The sequence below is a fragment of the Rhodomicrobium sp. R_RK_3 genome (assembly GCF_002198715.1).
In the GTDB taxonomy this organism is placed as follows: Bacteria; Pseudomonadota; Alphaproteobacteria; order Rhizobiales; family Rhodomicrobiaceae; genus R-RK-3.
On record NZ_MWLK01000012.1, the window covers coordinates 15,749 to 32,208 of the forward strand.

Sequence of the window (16,460 nt, forward strand, 5' to 3'; positions counted from 1 at the left end):
GTCAGCGGCCCGCCTTGATCGTTTCGTAAGCCTCCAGCGCCTGACGCCGCCCCGCCTCGTGGGTGACGATCGGCAGCGGGTAGGTCGACCCGAGCGTGACGCCGGCGGCCTTCAGCACGGCGTTGGACGCCTCCCACGGCGCATGAATAAGCTCGGCCGGCATCGCCGCAAGCTCGGGCACCCAGCGCCGGACATAGTCGCCATCGGGATCGAATTTCCGGCCCTGCAGCATCGGATTGAAGATGCGGAAATAGGGCGCGGCATCGGCGCCGGACCCGGCAACCCATTGCCAGTTCATGGCGTTGTTGGCGAGATCGGCATCGACCAGCGTGTCCCAGAACCACGCCTCACCCTCGCGCCAGGGAATGAGCAGGTGCTTGGTCAGCAGCGAGGCGACGGCCATGCGGACGCGGTTGTGCATCCAGCCGATCGACCAGAGCTGGCGCAGCCCGGCATCGACGAAAGGATAGCCGGTCCGGCCGCGCTGCCACGCCGCGAGCGACGCGGCGTCAGGCTTCCAGGGAAGGGCGGCGAATTCGGGCCGGAAGGGTTTTTCGGGCAGGTCCGGATAATGGAACAGCAAATGATAGGAGAATTCGCGCCAATAGAGCTCGCGGGTATAGGCGGCGGCGCCACGCTGGCGCGCGGGGGTCATCGCGGCGGCGTGCTCGACCGCATGCCAAACCTGGCGGGGGTTGATCTCGCCGAAGGACAGATGCGGCGACAGGCGCGAGCTGCCGTCGATATCCGGGCGGTTGCGGGCCTCGGCATAATCCGCGAGGGCATTTTCGATGAATTCGTCCAGCCGCCGCCGCGCGCCTGCTTCGCCCGGCGTCCAGAAGGCGCGCATCCCGCCCGCCCAATCGGGCCGTCGGGGTTCAAGCGCCCAATCCTCGAGCGTGTCGCTCATGGGCCACCGCGCCGGCGCAGCGAGCATCTTCGGCGCGGACAAGGGGGCGGGCGGCGGCTCCATCGCGGCGCAGGCCCGGTGGAACGGCGTGAACACCTTGAACGGCTCGCCCGCCTTGTTCGCCACCGCCTCAGGCTCCAGCAGCAGATGACCGCCGAACCGGCGGCAGGCCACCTGTTCCGCTTTCAACCTTGCGTGAAGCGCGGTCTCCAGCCGCCTTGCCCAAGGCTCATAGCCACGGGTGAAATAGACGGCCTCGGCGGAGGTCGCTTTCGCCAGCGCGCTGAGCACCTTGAGGGTCTCTCCTCGCATCAGGATCAGCCGCGATCCCCGCGCCTGCAAATCGGCGCCGAGCGCCCGCAAGCTCCCGGCCAGCCACCAGCGGCCCGCCCCGCCGATCGCCCAGTCCCCGGCGCTTTCATCGTCCAGCACATAGACCGGAATGACCGGCGCGCCGCTCGCGGCGGCGGCCTCCAGCGCGGCGTTATCGCTGAGCCGTAGATCGCGGCGGAACCACAAAAGAATCGGTCTTGGGGCCATCCCTCAACACTTATCCATCAGAGTGTAATTTTTCTGCCGTCATGCTGCGGAATTCAGGTAGAGTATGGTCTTTGCATCTCTTCACATCGCCCCAAGGCAGTCCCAGTTAAAGCCTACTGCGTACTTGCCCCGGCAGAGGAATTCGGCTCACATGCCCGAACGCGGATGTCGCAATTCGGAGGGAAACGGTTCGGCCCCATGGGGGTCGAACGACAATTCAAATGATCGGCGCGGAACTCATATGCAGCCTTCGACCCACTCATCCCCCAGGCCAGACATTCGTCTCGCGAAATTGGCGTGACCCATGCTGGCGAAGTTCGTCAGGTATTTTCGCAAGATGCAAGATATTGAAGCTCAGTCGATCGAAACCGAGCTTAATCCTCCCTTCACGATTCTGAAGCCGGAGCACGCGGCGACCCCCTTCATCTTCAACTCCCCCCATAGCGGGCGCACCTACCCGACGGCGTTCCTCAACGCCTCGCGGCTGACCGCGCCGGCCTTGCGGAAATCCGAGGACGCCTATGTCGATCTGCTCCTGGCGGGCGTGGTCAATATCGGCGCGACCTTGATGCACGCGCATTTCCCGCGCGCCTATCTCGACGTCAACCGCGAGCCCTATGAGCTCGACCCGGCTCTCTTCGCCGAGACGCTGCCGGATTACGCCAACACCCATTCGCTGCGGGTCGTCGGGGGCCTGGGCACCATCGCGCGCATCGTCAACGAGCAGGAAGAGATCTATCGCGGGCCGCTCGCCGTCAGCGCGGCGCTCGAGCGCATCAACCGGCTCTATAAGCCCTATCACACGGCGCTATCCAGCCTCTTGAACGATGCACGTCAGCGATTCGGTTATGCCGTATTGATCGATTTTCACTCCATGCCATCCTATCAGGGCGACCGCACCAATCTGCAGAAGGTCGACTTCGTGCTCGGGGACCGCTTCGGCACGTCTTGCGCGCGCGACATGGTGCGGATGATCGAGCGGCTGCTGGTCGGGCTCGGCTATAAGGTGGCGCTGAACAAGCCCTATGCGGGCGGCTACATCACCGAGCGCTACGGCGTCCCCAACGAGGGGCTGCATACGCTGCAGATCGAGGTCAACCGGGCGCTGTACATGGACGAGGAGACGCTCGCGCTGAGACGGGATTTCCGGAATCTGCGCGCGAACCTGACCAACCTGGCAGGCAACATCGTCCAGTCGCTGCCGGATTGCCTGGCACCCAGGCGGGCTGCCGCCGAATAAGGCGAGGCCCAAACGCGGACAATAATCGACGCTGCGGACAAGAAAAAAGGGCCGTTCGAGGCTTTCGAACGGCCCAAGTCTAGGGAGGAAACGCCCAAGGAGGGCTGCGGTCTAGATCGTTCTCACGACCCATCCCGCACTGCAAAAGATGACATTGCAGCGCACAAAAATCAATAACTTCCGGAGGGGGAGCGACAAAACGCCCATTTTGTTGCAAAAAAGCAACGCGTTGCCTTAGCGTTGACGCTTAGGCCTGAGATAAGTGCAACAAATAGCGGCATTATGCATAGTTTGTCATCAAAAATAATCGGCGGAAAATTGTGTCAAAACCCATAGAGATGACCGGCGTCACTGTCACCGACGATTTCGTGAGCTTCGCGCATAAGCTCGCGGACTTAGCGGGCGACGTCATTCGTCCGCATTTTCGCGCCCGCGGCGCCATCGACAACAAGCTGGATGTCGGCTTCGACCCTGTGACCGAGGCGGATCGCGGCGCGGAGCAGGTCATGCGCCGGCAGATCGAGCAGACATTCCCCAGCCACGGCATTCTCGGCGAGGAATTCGACGACAAGCCCGCCGCCGGTCCCTATCGCTGGGTGCTCGACCCGATCGACGGCACCAAGGCCTTCATCCTCGGCCTGCCGACCTGGGGCACGCTGATCGGCCTGACGCATGAGGGCGTGCCGCTGCTCGGCATGATGGACCAGCCCTATACCGGCGAGCGCTTCTGGAACTCGCTGAGCGGCGCGCATTTTCGCGGCAGCGCCGGCGAGCAGCTCATCGAGACGCGGCCTTGCGCGTCCTTGTCCGGCGCCGTTCTGGCCGCCACGACCCCCGACATGTTCAAAGGCGATGAGCCCGGGCGTTTCGGCAGCCTGTCGAGATCGTGCCGCATGACCCGCTTCGGCAGCGACTGCTATGCCTATTGCATGCTCGCCATGGGTTTTGTCGACATCGTCGCCGAGGCGAGCCTGAAACCGTTCGACATCGCCCCGCTGATCCCGATCATCCATGCCGCCGGCGGCAAGGTCACCACCTGGGACGGCGGCGATCCGGCGCAAGGCGGCCAGATCCTGGCGGTCGGCGATCCCTCCCTGCACGAGGCGGCGATGCGGGCGCTGGCGGGTTAGCGCGGTTTGAAGCGCGGCGTCTCGTCTCGCTACGACAAAGTGGCACTGTAAGCGGCGTCTCCGCCGATTGACAGCCCCGGCCGCGCACCGCTTAATGGCGCAACGCCCGCCATGGGCCATACGCGCCGCAGGCAACCGGCGCGACGCATCGGGGAAAGGACGCTTGGGATGAAATTACTGCGCTTTGGACCGGCCGGCAGCGAGCGGCCGGGAATGCTGGATGCGGAAGGCCGCGTCCGCGATCTCTCCAGCGTCATCCCCGACATCACCGGCGCGACCATCGGCCCGGACAGCCTCGCCAAGCTCGCCGCCCTCGACCCGGCGACTCTGCCGGTCATCCACGGCGAACCGCGCCTCGGCGCCTGCGTCGCCAATTCGCCGAAATTCGTCGCCGTCGGCCTCAACTATTCCGACCACGCCGCCGAAAGCAACATGCCGATCCCGGCCGAGCCGATCCTGTTCGGCAAGGCCACATCCTGCATCGTCGGCCCCAATGACGACGTCATGCTGCCGATGGATTCGGTCAAGCTCGACTGGGAGGTCGAACTCGGCATCGTCATCGGCACCAAGGCGCGCTATGTCGAGGAAGCCAAGGCGCTCGACTATGTCGCCGGCTACTGCGTCATCAATGACGTCTCCGAGCGCGAATACCAGCTCGAGCGCAGCGGCCAGTGGACCAAGGGCAAGGGCTGCGACACCTTCGGCCCCATCGGGCCCTGGCTGGTGACCAAGGACGAGATCCCGAATGTCTCGGAACTGGCCATGTTCTGCGACGTCAATGGCGAGCGCCGCCAGACCGGCTCGACGGCGACGATGATCTTCCATGTGCCGTTCCTGGTCAGCTATATCAGCCGCTTCATGACGCTGATGCCCGGCGACCTGATCGCGACGGGCACACCGCCCGGCGTCGGCCTCGGCATGAAGCCGCCGCTCTACCTCAAGGCGGGCGACGAGATGCGGCTCGGTATCGCAGGGCTCGGCGAGCAGCGGCAGAAGGTGGTTCCCTTCAAGCTCTAGCACGGCTCCCGAACGCCGGTTTCCGGCATGATTTCGCAAATCCCTGCAATCATGCTGGATTCTCGCGCCCGATCGGTCCATTTACTGGGCAGATTTTGGTCCGCCGCCGCAAAAAGCGGCGCGGACAGGGAGCCGGAGAGAGCCGTGACCGTTCAGCAGACCCCCCAAAACCCGGGCGGCGCCGTGCCGCTGCGTGACCTTGCCAACGCCATCCGGGCGCTGTCCATGGACGCCGTCGAGGCGGCCAATTCCGGCCATCCCGGCATGCCGATGGGCATGGCCGACGTGGCGACCGTGCTGTTCACCCGCTTCCTGAAATATGACCCGGCCGCGCCCGACTGGCCGGATCGTGACCGCTTCGTGCTCTCGGCCGGCCACGGCTCGATGCTGCTCTATTCGCTGCTCTATCTCACCGGCTATCCGGAGATGACCATCGAGCAGATCAAGCATTTCCGCCAGCTCGGCTCGATCACCGCCGGCCATCCGGAATACGGTCACGCGCCGGGCATCGAGACCACCACCGGGCCGCTCGGCCAGGGCCTCGCCACGGCGGTCGGCATGGCGATCGCGGAGCGGCTGCAAAACGCCCGCTTCGGCGACAAGCTGGTCGACCATTTCACCTATGTGATCTCCGGCGATGGCTGCCTGATGGAAGGCGTCAGCCATGAGGCGATCGATCTCGCCGGACATCTCAAGCTGTCCAAGCTGATCGTGTTCTGGGACGACAATTCGATCTCCATCGACGGCGCGACCTCGCTTTCGACCTCGACGGATCAGGCCGCGCGCTTCGCCGCCGCCGGCTGGGACGTGCACCGGATCGACGGGCATGACGAGGAGCAGATCTTCTCCGCCATCGAAGCCGCCCGCCGCAGCGGCAAGCCGAGCCTGATCGCCTGCAAGACCATCATTGGCAAGGGCGCGCCGAACAAGCAGGGGACGTCGGCGACGCATGGCTCCCCGCTCGGCGCGGAGGAAATCGGCAAGGCGCGCGAAGCGCTCGGCTGGCCTTATCCGGCCTTCGAAGTGCCGGGCAATATTCTGGAGGCGTGGCGCGGCGCGCCGGCTTACGGGCGCTCGGAGCGGCAGGCCTGGCTTCAGCGCATCCAGGAGGATCCGCGCGGCCAGGATCTGGCTGTCGCGCTGTCCGGCGAGATCGGCGAGGCGATGCATGGCGCGGTCGCGCGCGTTAAGGAGCAATTCGCCAAGGACATGCCCAAGCTGGCGACGCGGCAATCCTCGCAGGCGGTGCTGGAGGCACTGACCGCCGCGCTGCCGGCGCTGATCGGCGGCTCGGCCGACCTCACCCCTTCGAACGGCACCAAGACCAAGGCGGCCAAGCCGGTCAAGCCGGGCGATTTCTCCGGCAGCTACATCCATTACGGCGTGCGCGAATTCGGCATGGCGGCGGCGATGAACGGCATTGCGCTGCATGGCGGCTTCATCCCCTTCGGCGGCACCTTCCTCACCTTCTCCGACTATTCGCGGCCCGCGATCCGGCTCGGCGCGCTGATGAGCATCCGCGTCATCCACATCATGACGCATGATTCCATCGGCCTTGGCGAAGACGGCCCGACGCATCAGCCGGTCGAGCATTTCGCGGCGCTCCGGGCGATCCCGAACCTCTTGGTGTTCCGCCCCGCCGATGCCATGGAGACGGCGGAAGCCTGGGCGGCGGCGCTCGAGGCCGAGCACATGCCGTCGGTCATGTGCCTGTCGCGGCAGGGGCTCCCCGCGCTTCCCGCCCGCGCCGAACAGGCGGCCAATCTGACGGCGAAGGGCGCTTACGTGGTGCATGAGCCGGGGTCCGCGCGTCAGGTCACGATCCTGTCGACCGGGTCCGAGGTGCAGCTTGCCCTCGCTGCCGCAAAGGCGCTGGAGGCGGACGGCATCGCCGCCGCCGTCGTCTCGATGCCGAGCTGGGAGCTGTTCCGCAAGCAGCCGCAAGAATACCGCCGGGAGGTGCTGGGCAATGCGCCGCGCGTGGCGGTCGAGGCGGGCGTCCGCTTCGGCTGGGACGAATGGATCGGCCCGGACGGCGCTTTCATCGGCATGACCGGCTTCGGCGCCTCCGCCCCCGCGGAAGCGCTCTATCGCCATTTCGGCATCACCACAGAGGCCATCGTCGCGGCCGCTCGGGCGGCGCTCGGCTAGGTCGCGGAGACGGTCGGCGGCCCCGCGCCGCCCTCCGCCGCGGCCGATTATCCGCAGCGTCAAACAATGACAGAAATCGCGCACGTTTCCCTTGATCCGGGGCCAGGAAACGCATAAGACATCATCTCCGCGAGGGGCCATAGCTCAGTTGGGAGAGCGCTTGAATGGCATTCAAGAGGTCGGCGGTTCGATCCCGCCTGGCTCCACCAAACCTCCTCAGCGTTCAGATAAATCCTTGCTTCCGAGACGCGCCGCGTCGCTTCGCGCGCAGGGTCCGGCCGTGCTTGAAATGGCGCCGGGCTGAAGTTATATAAAAGTATAACTCGGCTGGAGGCTCACATGCACAGCACCAATTTGCGCAAGGTCGGCGGCTCCGTCATGCTCGCGGTTCCGCCCGCGATCCTGGACATGCTTCACCTGTCCGCCGGGGCTCCGGTCGGCTTGAGCGTCGAGGGCAACCGGCTGATCATCGAAGCCCGGCCGCGCCCGCATTACACGCTCGATGAACTGCTGTCCCAATGCGATCCGAATGCGCCCGCCAGCGAAGACGACCGCGCCTGGGCCAATGATCGGCCAAAGGGCGGTGAGCTGATCTGATGGAGCGCGGCGACATCTACATGGTCTCGCTCGATCCCACCGAAGGCCGCGAGCAGAGAGGGCGCAGACCGGTCCTCGTCGTCTCCCCGGCCGCTTTCAACCGCATGACCAAGCTTCCCGTCGTGCTTCCGGTGACCTCCCGGGGCGATTTCGCCCGCACCGCCGGCTTCGCCGTCATGCTGACGGGCGCGGGAACCAAGACCACCGGCGTCGTCCGCTGCGATCAGCCCCGCGTCCTGGACCTTGCCGCGCGCAAGGCCCGCAGGCTGGAAAGCGTGCCCGAGGAGGTCATGGACGAAGTGCTTGCCAAGCTCGTAACGATATTCGTCTGAGCATCCGCCTGCTGCGCGCCGAGGCGCCTTCGCGGATAGTTCGAGAAGGGGTCGGCCTGATCTCATGCCGCTCCGCAGCGGCGCATCCGCGCCGGGTCCGCGCCGCTGCCAGGCCGACAAAGCGTGCGAGCGAACGAAAAAGCGGACGTGGTGCCCTCAGGCAACCCGTCCGCTCGATCATCACTGGCATCGGCTGATCGCCGGCGCGTTATTACCGGGATGGCTGCGAGCGCTGGCCGCCGCCGCTTTTCTTGCCGCCGCTGGTCGGGCGCCAGGAGCCGCTGCTGAGCGCGGGGGCGTTGCGGCCGGCCGAGCGCCCGCGCGAGGGCTGTTCCGGGCGGCGCTGAGCGCCGGGCCGAGCATCCGTCGAAGCGGGACGCGCATCGCGCGCGGCGCCGCCGCCTGCGCCTTCCACACGCGCCTTGGCAGCCTGCGGCGCGCCACGGCCACGACCTGCGCCATCCGAGCGCCGCGCCTCGCCATTGCGTTCCGAGCGATAGCCGCCGCCGGAGCGCTCCGAGCGACCGCCGCCCGAACGTCCGCCGCCATTGCGGCCGCGCTGATCGGCGGCTGACGAAGCCCCCTTTTCCTCCGCGACCAGAGACGTGTCGCCGCAGCGGTTGGTGCTGGGGATGGATTGCCGGATCAGCTTTTCGATGTCGCGCAGATAGGCGCGTTCCTCGGCGTCGCAGAGCGAAATGGCGATGCCTTCGGCGCCCGCGCGCGCCGTGCGGCCGATGCGGTGGACATAGCTTTCCGGCAGGTTCGGCAGCTCGTAATTGACCACATGCGTCACTTCGTCGATGTCGATGCCACGCGCGGCGACGTCGGTGGCGACCAGCGCGCGGATGCGGCCGGTCTTGAACGCGGCGAGCGCGGCTTCGCGCTGGCCCTGGCTCTTATTGCCGTGGATCGCCGAGACGGCGACGCCGAAGCTCTCCAGATGCCGGGCGACCTTGTCCGCCCCGCGCTTGGTGCGGGTGAAGACCAGCGTACGGCTGAGAGCCGGGTCGGAGAACAGCTCGACCAGCAGAGCGCGCTTTTTCGGCGCCTCGATATGGATGACGCGCTGGGCGACGCGGTCGGCCGTCTTGGAGCGCGGCGTCACCGAAACCTCGACCGGATCGCGCAGGATTTCGGCCGCCAGCTTGCTGGTGTCGTTCGTCATCGTGGCGGAGAAGAACAGGTTCTGGCGCTTGGCGGGAATGGTGCGGATGATCTGCTTGATCGGGCGGATGAAGCCCATGTCGAGCATCTGATCCGCTTCGTCAAGCACCAGAATCTCGGTGCCGGAGAGCGTGATATTGCGCTCGTCCATGTGGTCGATGAGGCGGCCGGGCGTGGCGACGAGCACGTCGACGCCGTTGCGGGTCGCCGCGATCTGCGGCCGGTGCGAGACGCCGCCGAACATGGTGGCGACGGTCAGGCCCATATGCCGGCCATAGGTGCGGAAGCTGGCGGCGATCTGGTTGGCGAGTTCCCGGGTCGGCGCGAGGATGAGCACGCGCGCGCCCTGGCGCAGCGCCGGGCGTTTGTTGGCGGCGAGCCGGTGCAGGATCGGCAGCGCGAAGGCCGCCGTCTTGCCGGTGCCGGTCTGGGCGATGCCCAAGAGGTCGCGGCCCGCGAGCACATGCGGGATCGCCTGGGTCTGGATCGGGGTCGGCACCGTATAGCCTTCGTCGGCGAGCGCTTTCAGAAGGGACGGATTGAGGCCGAGCGTATTAAAGTCTGTCAATGTCAGGTTCTTTCAAATCATGGCCGCGCGCGCAGCCAGACAGCAGCAATGCCGTCGGGCGCAGCTTGGGGCGGAACGTTTCGAAGACGCCCCGCGTGGCCTGGGTGTCCGTGGAAATCTCTATAGGGCTCAACAGGGGAACGATGGGGCGAGACTTAAGTCACCAAACGCCGTCCAAAGTCCTTCACGCGGCTGTAGCACCGGTTTGTCCCCGGATGGGGACGCGTGCACTGCATAACATGGTGCGCCGCTTCGCGAAAGCCAAAAGGAAAATCAGGGTTGTTGCTTAGGGGTTACGGGCAGCGGCGGCGGAGGCGCGCAAACTCCAGCGCGTGCCGTCGCTGCGCAGGTCGAGCAGGCCGAGCGGCTCGATGTCGATGCGCCAGAAGGAGGCGAGCGGGGCGTCCAGCACGGCAAGCAGGGCGGCGCGGATGACGGTGTTGTGGGTGATGGCGACGATGTGGCCGCCGCGCGCCCGGCAGGCGTCCAGCCATACGGATATACGGGCGCAGAGCGCCTCGATCGACTCGCCGCCATGCGGGGCGGCGTCCGGCTCGGTCAGCCAGGCGGCAAGGCCGTCCGGGTCCTCGGCGTGGATTTCGGCGATGCTGCGTCCCGACCAGTCGCCGTAATCGCAATCCCGCAGCGCAGCTTCGACGACCGCCTCGGGCGCGAATTCCGCCGCCGTCTGGCGCGCGGCCTGCGCCGGGCCGGTCAGCACCAGATCGGCGCGGCGCAACCCTCCGGCCAGCGCGGCGGCGCGCGCCGCCTCCTTCGGCTCCAGCGGCTCGTCGCGCGGAAAGCGGGCGTCGCGCGTGGCGGCGGTGGCGCCGTGGCAGATCAGGGTGAGGCGCGTCGGCATGGCATGCTCTCCCGGCGGATAGGGAACCACCGCAAGCGCGGTGCGATCTCGTTGACTTTAATGCCACTCGCCCGGATAGTATTGGTTAATGACGGGTTTGGAAGCCGGTGCAAATCCGGAGCGGTCGCGCCACTGTAACCGGTGAGCTTTTTCGCTCTCCGTAAGCCAGACCTGACCCCGTCGCCCATTTCGTCGTTGGGACGCGCTATCCCTGGAGGCCTTTATCGATGTCTGACATTACATTTACGGACGACCTCCGGCCGATTTCGGTCGGGGAAATCTTGCCATGGGCGATTTTCGGCGGCCTGCTGCTGATGCTGGCGATCTATTTCGTCGGCGCCGAGGAGGGCGCGACCTCGATCGTGTCAGGCGGCTATGTGCATGAATTCGTGCATGACGGGCGTCATCTGCTCGGCTTCCCCTGCCATTAAGGAGCCGCGCCCATGGTCGGAAAGCTTCTGCTGCGCGGCATGATCGCCGGCGTCGTCGCCGGTCTCATCGCCTTCGGTTTCGCGCGCCTTTACGGCGAGCCGGCCGTCGACCGCGCCATCGCCTTCGAGGAGCAGACGAGCCAGGCCAAGGGCGAAGCGCCCGGGGAGGAGCTGGTCAGCCGCACCACACAGGCCGGCATCGGCCTTGCCACCGCGCTGGTGGTGTTCTGCGCGTCGGTCGGCGGGCTGTTCTCGCTGGTTTTCGCCTTCGTCTACGGCCGCCTGGGGCCGCTTAGGGCGCGCTCGACCGCTGCCCTGCTCGCGCTCGGCGCCTTCATCGCGATCGCGCTCGTGCCGCTGATGAAATACCCGGCCAATCCGCCCGCCGTCGGCGACCCCGAGACCATCGGCGCGCGGACGGAGCTGTTCATGGTGATGCTGATCATTTCTCTGCTGGCGCTGGTGCTGGCGGTGCTGACGGCGCGGCGATACTGGTCGCAATGGGGCGGCTGGAACGCCTCCATGCTGGCGGGAGGGCTGTTCCTCGCCATTGTCGGCGTCGCCCATTTCGCGCTGCCGCCGATCAACGAAGTGCCGGAAAATTTCTCCGCCGATGTGCTGTGGCAGTTCCGGGTGGCCGTGCTCGGCATCCAGTTCCTGCTCTGGTCGACGCTGGGCCTGCTGTTCGGCGTCCTCGCCGAGCGCAGTCTGGCCGAGCGCAGGTGAGCCTGCCACCGATCGTCGTCCCGGACACCGCGAAGCGGTGAGCCGGGACCCAATCCCGGATCAGCAAACACTGCGGCAAGTGGAGAGGCGAGCAGGCCCCGGCTCCTGACCGCCGGGGCGACGGCATAGAGCTCATAGGGCCTCGCCAATGATCGGCGTTGACGCCTATTCCGCCGGCTGGCGGACGGGTGCGCGCGAGGCTTCGATCTGGGCGATCGCGTCTTCGACGGCGTCGAAGACCAGCAGTGTGGAGGCGTGCCGCGCCTTATAATCCTTCACCGGCTCGAGCATGGCCAGATCCGCCCATTTGCCCGATGGCGGCTCGCCGCCCTCTTTCAGCATCCGCCGCATCTGCGCCCCGATTTCGCGCAGCTCGGACGCCGTCGCGCCGATAATATGCGACCCCATCACCGAAGCCGAGCTCTGGCCGAGCAGGCAGGCTTTGACGTCCTGGCCATAATCCGTCACCACCTCGCCATCCATGCTAAGATCGACGGTAATCCGCGACCCGCACAGTTTCGAATGCGCGCGGGCGGTGGCGCCGGGTGCGGCAAGGCGCTGCGTGCGCGGAATGTTCGCTGCGAGTTCGAGAATGCGTCCGTTATAAAGATCGTCAAGATTGACCATGCGTGAAACCAAGGGTCCAGCGTTTGCTTGAAGCAGCATTGAGGTAAGATTATATCATGGGGCGCTGCATGCAACCGCAGCGGGGCGAAAAGACGTATCTGGGCATGTAAGCGGCTGACAGGGCGCGGTAAATAGGACCGGCGACCGGATGCCGCGAATTTGATCGGACAGGCAGTCGGGCATCCGGAGGAGACGTCTCTCAGAATCTCTCAGGGCGCAGGCATCGCCGCGCGAACGATAATGATAAGGGCAATCTCATGAGTGCAGTCTCCAATGAGGTCCAGGCAGGGAACGGCCGCGTCGTCAAAACCGCCGCCAAACGGCCTGAGGACCAGGACGCGCCGCCGACGCGTGCCGAAGCCGAGGCGGCCGTGCGCACTCTCATCCGCTATTCCGGCGACCATCCCGACCGCGAGGGTCTGCGCGACACGCCGCGCCGCGTCGTCGACTCCTATGCCGAATTCTTCTCCGGCTATGCGCAGGACCCGATCGAGGTGCTCTCCCGCACTTTCGAGGAGGTGCATGGCTATGACGATCTGGTCATGGTGCGCGACATCCGGCTGGAATCGCATTGCGAGCACCATATGCTGCCCATTCTCGGCGTTGCCCATGTCGCCTATCTGCCGCAGAAGCGCGTGGTCGGCATTTCGAAGCTTGCCCGCGTCATCGATATTTTCGCCAAGCGGCTGCAGACGCAGGAGACCATGACGGCGCAGATCGCCGAGGCCATCGAGAATGCGCTCAAGCCGCGCGGCGTCGCCATCCTGATCGATGCGCTGCATCAATGCATGACCACGCGCGGTGTGCATAAATCCAACGCCTCGACCATCACCACGCGCTTCACCGGCGTGTTCGCCGAGAATGCCGATTACCGCGACCGTTTCATGATGATGATCCAGGGCCCGCGCATCCAAGCCGGCTGAGGCGGCGGCCCGCTCCCAAGATATAGAGAAGAAGGCAGGCACGCCATGAGCGCCCCGACCGACGCGCCATCCAAGCTGGCGCTGGAAAGCGGCACCGATTTCACCCCCCGCTTCGACGGCAACGGGCTGCTCGCGGCCATCGTCGCCGAGGCGTCGAGCGGCGATGTGCTGATGTTCGCCTATATGAACGCCGACGCGCTGGCCCGCACGCTGGAGACCGGCGAGGCGCATTTCTGGAGCCGGTCGCGCGGCGCGCTCTGGCGCAAGGGCGAAAGCAGCGGCAACGTGCTGCGCGTCGTCGAGATGCGCACCGATTGCGACCAGGATTGCCTGCTGCTGCGCGTCGAACTCACCGGCGGCGGCGCCGCCTGCCATACGGGCCGGAAGTCCTGCTTTTATCGCCGCGTCGAGCTGGGCCGCGCAAAGACCGAGGGACGGCAGCTCAGCTTTCTGGATTGAGCGACCGCGCGGGCCGCAGCCGGCACTCCTAAACGAAATCCCACGAAGGCGGGGCCAGTACGCCGCAGCGTGGTTGAGCGGAATGCGATTCTCGAGTTTTTGATTACTGGATCCCCGCCTTCGCGGGGATTTCGAAAAGCGACCGACCAACCGGGCCCACTTTGCCTCTTCCCGCCTAAGCCCCGGCCTTCGCCGCGCAAGGAAACTCGATTTCGAAACACGCCCCGCCGAGCGTGGACCTGCCGGCGTTGATGCGACCCTTATGCAGCTCGACCGTCTTCTTCACGATCGCGAGCCCTAGCCCGACGCCGTCGCCGGACGCGGAGCCTTTGCGGAACGGCTCGAACAATGCATCGGGCGGCGAGAGCGGCACGCCGCCGCCGCTATCCTCCACTCTGAGCAGGAAGCCGGGGCCGCAGGTGATCAGGATGCGCGTGCCGGCCGGCGTGTGCTTGATGGCGTTTTCGATGAGATTGCGGGTCGCCTCGCGGATCGAGGTCAGGTCGCCCATGAAGCGCTCCTCGCCCCTGACCGCGATCTCGACTTCGCAGCCGCGCTGGCCGATCAGCGGCCTGAGGCTGTGGACCGCGTCGTCGGCGGCCTGGACCAGATCGACCTCCTCGCGGCAGGGGGTGCGCATGGCCTCGATGCGGCCGAGCTGCAAGGTGCGGTTGACCAGATCGGCCATGCCGGCGACGTCGCGCTCGAGCCGCCGCGCGCCCTCGCCGGGCATGCGGCCGAGCTCGAGCAGCATCAGCGCCAATGGCGTGCGCAGCTCGTGCGAGGCGTGCAGGATCAGCCGCTGCTGGGTCACCAGCAGGTCCTGATAGGTGCCGAGCAGCCGGTTGATGGCGGCGACGAAACAGGCGGTTTCATAGGGCACGTTGCGGTCGTCGATCTGGAAGCTGCCGGCCCTCGCATCGATCGCCTGGGCCTGATCCGCCGCCACCTGCAAGGGCTTCAGCGACTGGCGCACCGTCAGGATGGCGACCGGGAAGGCGACGAGGACGATGGGCAGGATCGGGATCCAGACATCCTTGGCGAGTTCCACGAGCAGCACCCAGAGCCGGCGCCATTCCGGGTCGCCGAGGGTCGCGACCTCCACCCAGACCACCTGACCGCCCGACGGCCAGGGCGCGCCGCCGGCGATGTGGAATTCCTCGCCGCCTTCGGCGATGCGGAACCAGTTGAAGGGCGCCGCCGAAATCCGCGCCGGCGGCGGCATGAGGTTGGACAGGATCTGCCCGTTGCGCTCGCCGATCCGCCGCCCGAACGGGTCGATGATGCGGAACGCGTAGCGGGGCGCGGCGCTCTCGGCGTAATAGGCCGGGATGCGGGCTTCATCCAGCACCAGGGCGCCGCCCGGTCCCCGATGCAGCAGGGCGCCGACCGTGCGCACTTCGATATCGACATAGTTGCGCGCGAAAAACGCATGGTCGCCGAGATTTTCGTAGAGGCAGGCGCCGACCTGCACGGCGATGATGAGCCCGAACACCGCCGCCAACCGCAGGCCGATGGCCGCCGCCAGACTTCTCCGGACACTGGCCGCGCGCGCCGGCAACATTCAGCCCGCTTCCTCCAACGCGTAGCCGGCGCCCCACACCGTCCGGATCGTCATGCCGGTGTCGGCGCGGCGCAATTCCGAGCGCAGCCGCGAAATGCCCTGCTCGATGGCGTTCGGCGTCACCTCCTTGCTGAAATCATAGAGGGCGGATTCCAGCGTCTCCTTCGACACCACATTGCCGAGCTTGCGCGCCAGCACCGAGAGCAGGCGCTGCTCGACGCGGCGCAGCTTCAGTTGCACGCCGTGGGCGCGCACATCCCCGGTCGAGCAATCGATGGCGAGGGCGCCGGCGGAAATCTCTGCATGCTCCAGCGCGCGCGGCCGGCGCAGGATGGCGCGGGCCCGCGCGATCAGCTCGCTGGCATGGAAGGGTTTGACGAGGCAATCGTCCGCGCCGACGTCGAAGGCCCGGATGCGGTCGTCGAGCGAGACGCGGGCGGTGATGATGAGGATGGGCGTCGCATCGCTGGCGGCGCGGCGGTTGCGGACCAGATCGATGCCGTCGCCGTCCGGCAGGCCGAGATCGATGATGTAGAAATCGAAACTGCCGACCGAGGCGAACTGCCCGAACTCCTCGGCGCTGCGCGTGGCCGTCACGCAAAATCCGGCATCGCCCAGATAGTCCGCCAAAAGGCGAGCCATCCGCGCGTGATCTTCGACAAGCAATGCGCGTGAACCCAGCATGTCTACTCACGAGAATTGAAGCCTGTGGCCTTCGCGGGGATCGGTGTCAGCCCGGGCGGAACCACACTCAATTGGTGCTTCACTTGCCTCAATTGAAAAACGTAGAAACGTCCCATTCGGCCACCCGACAGAGGTCTCATGGCTGGCGGCCGACTGTCTGATACCCGGTCCGCGCATCCGACTGAGGTCTCATACCTCGCAGCCGATGGTCTGTGCCCCCGCCGCGCGGTAACCGCTCGACGACCGCCGGACGGCTTCCGCGCGGCCGCCTCCGGCATTATCGCACTTGGCGAATTCCCCCCGCCCAACGCCTCGCAGGCATTTCGAGACTGCTGCGACCTTAGGCTTCCCGAGGCGCAAAACCGGCCTCCGGGCCCTCCCGAATGTGTCAGGACTTTGTCAGTTCTTGGCCGAATACTGAGGGGCAGTTGGAAGGTGGGGGGCATTGGCTTTGGGCAAAATCATTCGGAATCAATAGGCAACAGCAGAATTCCAGCCGCCGCGAGCCGCGGGGACGCCCGGCATTTTCCGG

Annotated in this window: 16 protein-coding genes, 1 tRNA gene and 1 riboswitch; of the genes, 11 read left to right on the forward strand and 6 right to left on the reverse strand. The window is 66.2% G+C overall.

Annotation, left to right across the window (positions count from 1 at the left end):
- Position 1 precedes the first annotated feature (1 nt).
- On the reverse strand, positions 2–1,450 hold the full coding sequence (locus BLEFHOIH_RS05540; RefSeq protein ID WP_088343529.1) for a deoxyribodipyrimidine photo-lyase: 1,449 nt from the start codon (positions 1,448–1,450) through the stop codon (positions 2–4).
- Positions 1,451–1,787: 337 nt separating this feature from the next.
- Here BLEFHOIH_RS05540 and BLEFHOIH_RS05545 point away from each other — a divergent pair, with 337 nt between their 5' ends.
- The 7 genes from BLEFHOIH_RS05545 to BLEFHOIH_RS05575 all read left to right on the forward strand — a co-directional run bounded on the left by BLEFHOIH_RS05545 (position 1,788) and on the right by BLEFHOIH_RS05575 (position 7,917).
- Positions 1,788–2,690, forward strand: a complete 903-nt coding sequence (locus BLEFHOIH_RS05545) for an N-formylglutamate amidohydrolase (protein ID WP_088343570.1) — start codon at positions 1,788–1,790, stop codon at positions 2,688–2,690.
- A 338-nt stretch (positions 2,691–3,028) separates the two neighbouring features.
- Positions 3,029–3,820, forward strand: coding sequence for a histidinol-phosphatase (gene hisN / locus BLEFHOIH_RS05550; protein WP_088343530.1), 792 nt, complete (start codon positions 3,029–3,031; stop codon positions 3,818–3,820).
- A 168-nt stretch (positions 3,821–3,988) separates the two neighbouring features.
- Positions 3,989–4,837: a fumarylacetoacetate hydrolase family protein gene (locus BLEFHOIH_RS05555; protein WP_088343531.1), complete on the forward strand. Its 849-nt coding sequence runs from the start codon at positions 3,989–3,991 to the stop codon at positions 4,835–4,837.
- A 144-nt stretch (positions 4,838–4,981) separates the two neighbouring features.
- The gene (gene tkt / locus BLEFHOIH_RS05560; protein ID WP_280950376.1) at positions 4,982–6,988 is read left to right on the forward strand and encodes a transketolase; all 2,007 of its coding nucleotides are present in this window, start codon (positions 4,982–4,984) and stop codon (positions 6,986–6,988) included.
- A 133-nt stretch (positions 6,989–7,121) separates the two neighbouring features.
- Positions 7,122–7,197: transfer RNA gene (locus BLEFHOIH_RS05565), tRNA-Ala, on the forward strand.
- A gap of 130 nt (positions 7,198–7,327) precedes the next feature.
- Positions 7,328–7,585: an antitoxin gene (locus BLEFHOIH_RS05570; RefSeq protein ID WP_088343533.1), complete on the forward strand. Its 258-nt coding sequence runs from the start codon at positions 7,328–7,330 to the stop codon at positions 7,583–7,585.
- On the forward strand, positions 7,585–7,917 hold the full coding sequence (locus BLEFHOIH_RS05575) for a type II toxin-antitoxin system PemK/MazF family toxin (RefSeq protein WP_088343534.1): 333 nt from the start codon (positions 7,585–7,587) through the stop codon (positions 7,915–7,917). The genes BLEFHOIH_RS05570 and BLEFHOIH_RS05575 overlap by 1 nt, the downstream gene beginning before the upstream one ends.
- A gap of 211 nt (positions 7,918–8,128) precedes the next feature.
- On the opposite strand, the gene BLEFHOIH_RS05580 is transcribed toward BLEFHOIH_RS05575, so the two are convergent.
- Positions 8,129–9,652, reverse strand: coding sequence for a DEAD/DEAH box helicase (locus tag BLEFHOIH_RS05580; RefSeq protein WP_088343535.1), 1,524 nt, complete (start codon positions 9,650–9,652; stop codon positions 8,129–8,131).
- A gap of 286 nt (positions 9,653–9,938) precedes the next feature.
- Positions 9,939–10,514 carry a histidine phosphatase family protein gene (locus BLEFHOIH_RS05585; protein ID WP_088343536.1) on the reverse strand — a complete coding sequence of 192 codons (576 nt, stop codon included), beginning with the start codon at positions 10,512–10,514 and terminating at the stop codon, positions 9,939–9,941.
- Between the two features lie 99 nt (positions 10,515–10,613).
- A riboswitch (cobalamin riboswitch) is annotated at positions 10,614–10,685 on the forward strand.
- A 56-nt stretch (positions 10,686–10,741) separates the two neighbouring features.
- On the opposite strand from BLEFHOIH_RS05585, the gene BLEFHOIH_RS05590 reads away from it, so the two are divergent.
- The gene (locus tag BLEFHOIH_RS05590; protein WP_088343537.1) at positions 10,742–10,945 is read left to right on the forward strand and encodes a CbtB domain-containing protein; all 204 of its coding nucleotides are present in this window, start codon (positions 10,742–10,744) and stop codon (positions 10,943–10,945) included.
- Positions 10,946–10,957: 12 nt separating this feature from the next.
- Positions 10,958–11,671 carry a CbtA family protein gene (locus BLEFHOIH_RS05595; RefSeq protein ID WP_088343538.1) on the forward strand — a complete coding sequence of 238 codons (714 nt, stop codon included), beginning with the start codon at positions 10,958–10,960 and terminating at the stop codon, positions 11,669–11,671.
- Between the two features lie 165 nt (positions 11,672–11,836).
- Here BLEFHOIH_RS05595 and BLEFHOIH_RS05600 read toward each other — a convergent pair whose 3' ends face one another.
- Entirely contained in the window at positions 11,837–12,298 is a 462-nt protein-coding gene (locus BLEFHOIH_RS05600; protein WP_088343539.1) for an iron-sulfur cluster assembly scaffold protein, read from the reverse strand.
- 257 nt (positions 12,299–12,555) lie between these two features.
- Between BLEFHOIH_RS05600 and folE the strand changes: the two genes are divergently transcribed.
- Both folE and hisI read left to right on the forward strand, forming a co-directional pair.
- Positions 12,556–13,221, forward strand: a complete 666-nt coding sequence (gene folE / locus BLEFHOIH_RS05605) for a GTP cyclohydrolase I FolE (RefSeq protein ID WP_088343540.1) — start codon at positions 12,556–12,558, stop codon at positions 13,219–13,221.
- A 45-nt stretch (positions 13,222–13,266) separates the two neighbouring features.
- Positions 13,267–13,680 (forward strand): phosphoribosyl-AMP cyclohydrolase, encoded by a 414-nt coding sequence (hisI, locus tag BLEFHOIH_RS05610; protein WP_088343541.1) that lies wholly within the window; start codon positions 13,267–13,269, stop codon positions 13,678–13,680.
- Between the two features lie 175 nt (positions 13,681–13,855).
- Here hisI and BLEFHOIH_RS05615 read toward each other — a convergent pair whose 3' ends face one another.
- Positions 13,856–15,244, reverse strand: a complete 1,389-nt coding sequence (locus BLEFHOIH_RS05615) for a HAMP domain-containing sensor histidine kinase (RefSeq protein ID WP_088343542.1) — start codon at positions 15,242–15,244, stop codon at positions 13,856–13,858.
- The gene (locus tag BLEFHOIH_RS05620; RefSeq protein ID WP_088343543.1) at positions 15,245–15,928 is read right to left on the reverse strand and encodes a response regulator transcription factor; all 684 of its coding nucleotides are present in this window, start codon (positions 15,926–15,928) and stop codon (positions 15,245–15,247) included.
- Positions 15,929–16,460: the final 532 nt, after the last annotated feature.

Bases quoted from the DNA above. Each gene is read 5' to 3' on its own strand.
- BLEFHOIH_RS05600 (WP_088343539.1), bottom strand. From the start codon at position 12,298: ATGGTCAATCTTGACGATCTTTATAACGGACGCATTCTCGAACTCGCA.
- BLEFHOIH_RS05555 (WP_088343531.1), top strand. From the start codon at position 3,989: ATGAAATTACTGCGCTTTGGACCGGCCGGCAGCGAGCGGCCGGGAATG.
- BLEFHOIH_RS05575 (WP_088343534.1), top strand. From the start codon at position 7,585: ATGGAGCGCGGCGACATCTACATGGTCTCGCTCGATCCCACCGAAGGC.
- BLEFHOIH_RS05545 (WP_088343570.1), top strand. From the start codon at position 1,788: ATGCAAGATATTGAAGCTCAGTCGATCGAAACCGAGCTTAATCCTCCC.
- BLEFHOIH_RS05620 (WP_088343543.1), bottom strand. From the start codon at position 15,928: ATGCTGGGTTCACGCGCATTGCTTGTCGAAGATCACGCGCGGATGGCT.
- BLEFHOIH_RS05595 (WP_088343538.1), top strand. From the start codon at position 10,958: ATGGTCGGAAAGCTTCTGCTGCGCGGCATGATCGCCGGCGTCGTCGCC.
- folE (WP_088343540.1), top strand. From the start codon at position 12,556: ATGAGTGCAGTCTCCAATGAGGTCCAGGCAGGGAACGGCCGCGTCGTC.
- BLEFHOIH_RS05615 (WP_088343542.1), bottom strand. From the start codon at position 15,244: ATGTTGCCGGCGCGCGCGGCCAGTGTCCGGAGAAGTCTGGCGGCGGCC.
- BLEFHOIH_RS05590 (WP_088343537.1), top strand. From the start codon at position 10,742: ATGTCTGACATTACATTTACGGACGACCTCCGGCCGATTTCGGTCGGG.
- BLEFHOIH_RS05585 (WP_088343536.1), bottom strand. From the start codon at position 10,514: ATGCCGACGCGCCTCACCCTGATCTGCCACGGCGCCACCGCCGCCACG.
- BLEFHOIH_RS05570 (WP_088343533.1), top strand. From the start codon at position 7,328: ATGCACAGCACCAATTTGCGCAAGGTCGGCGGCTCCGTCATGCTCGCG.
- hisI (WP_088343541.1), top strand. From the start codon at position 13,267: ATGAGCGCCCCGACCGACGCGCCATCCAAGCTGGCGCTGGAAAGCGGC.
- hisN (WP_088343530.1), top strand. From the start codon at position 3,029: ATGACCGGCGTCACTGTCACCGACGATTTCGTGAGCTTCGCGCATAAG.
- BLEFHOIH_RS05540 (WP_088343529.1), bottom strand. From the start codon at position 1,450: ATGGCCCCAAGACCGATTCTTTTGTGGTTCCGCCGCGATCTACGGCTC.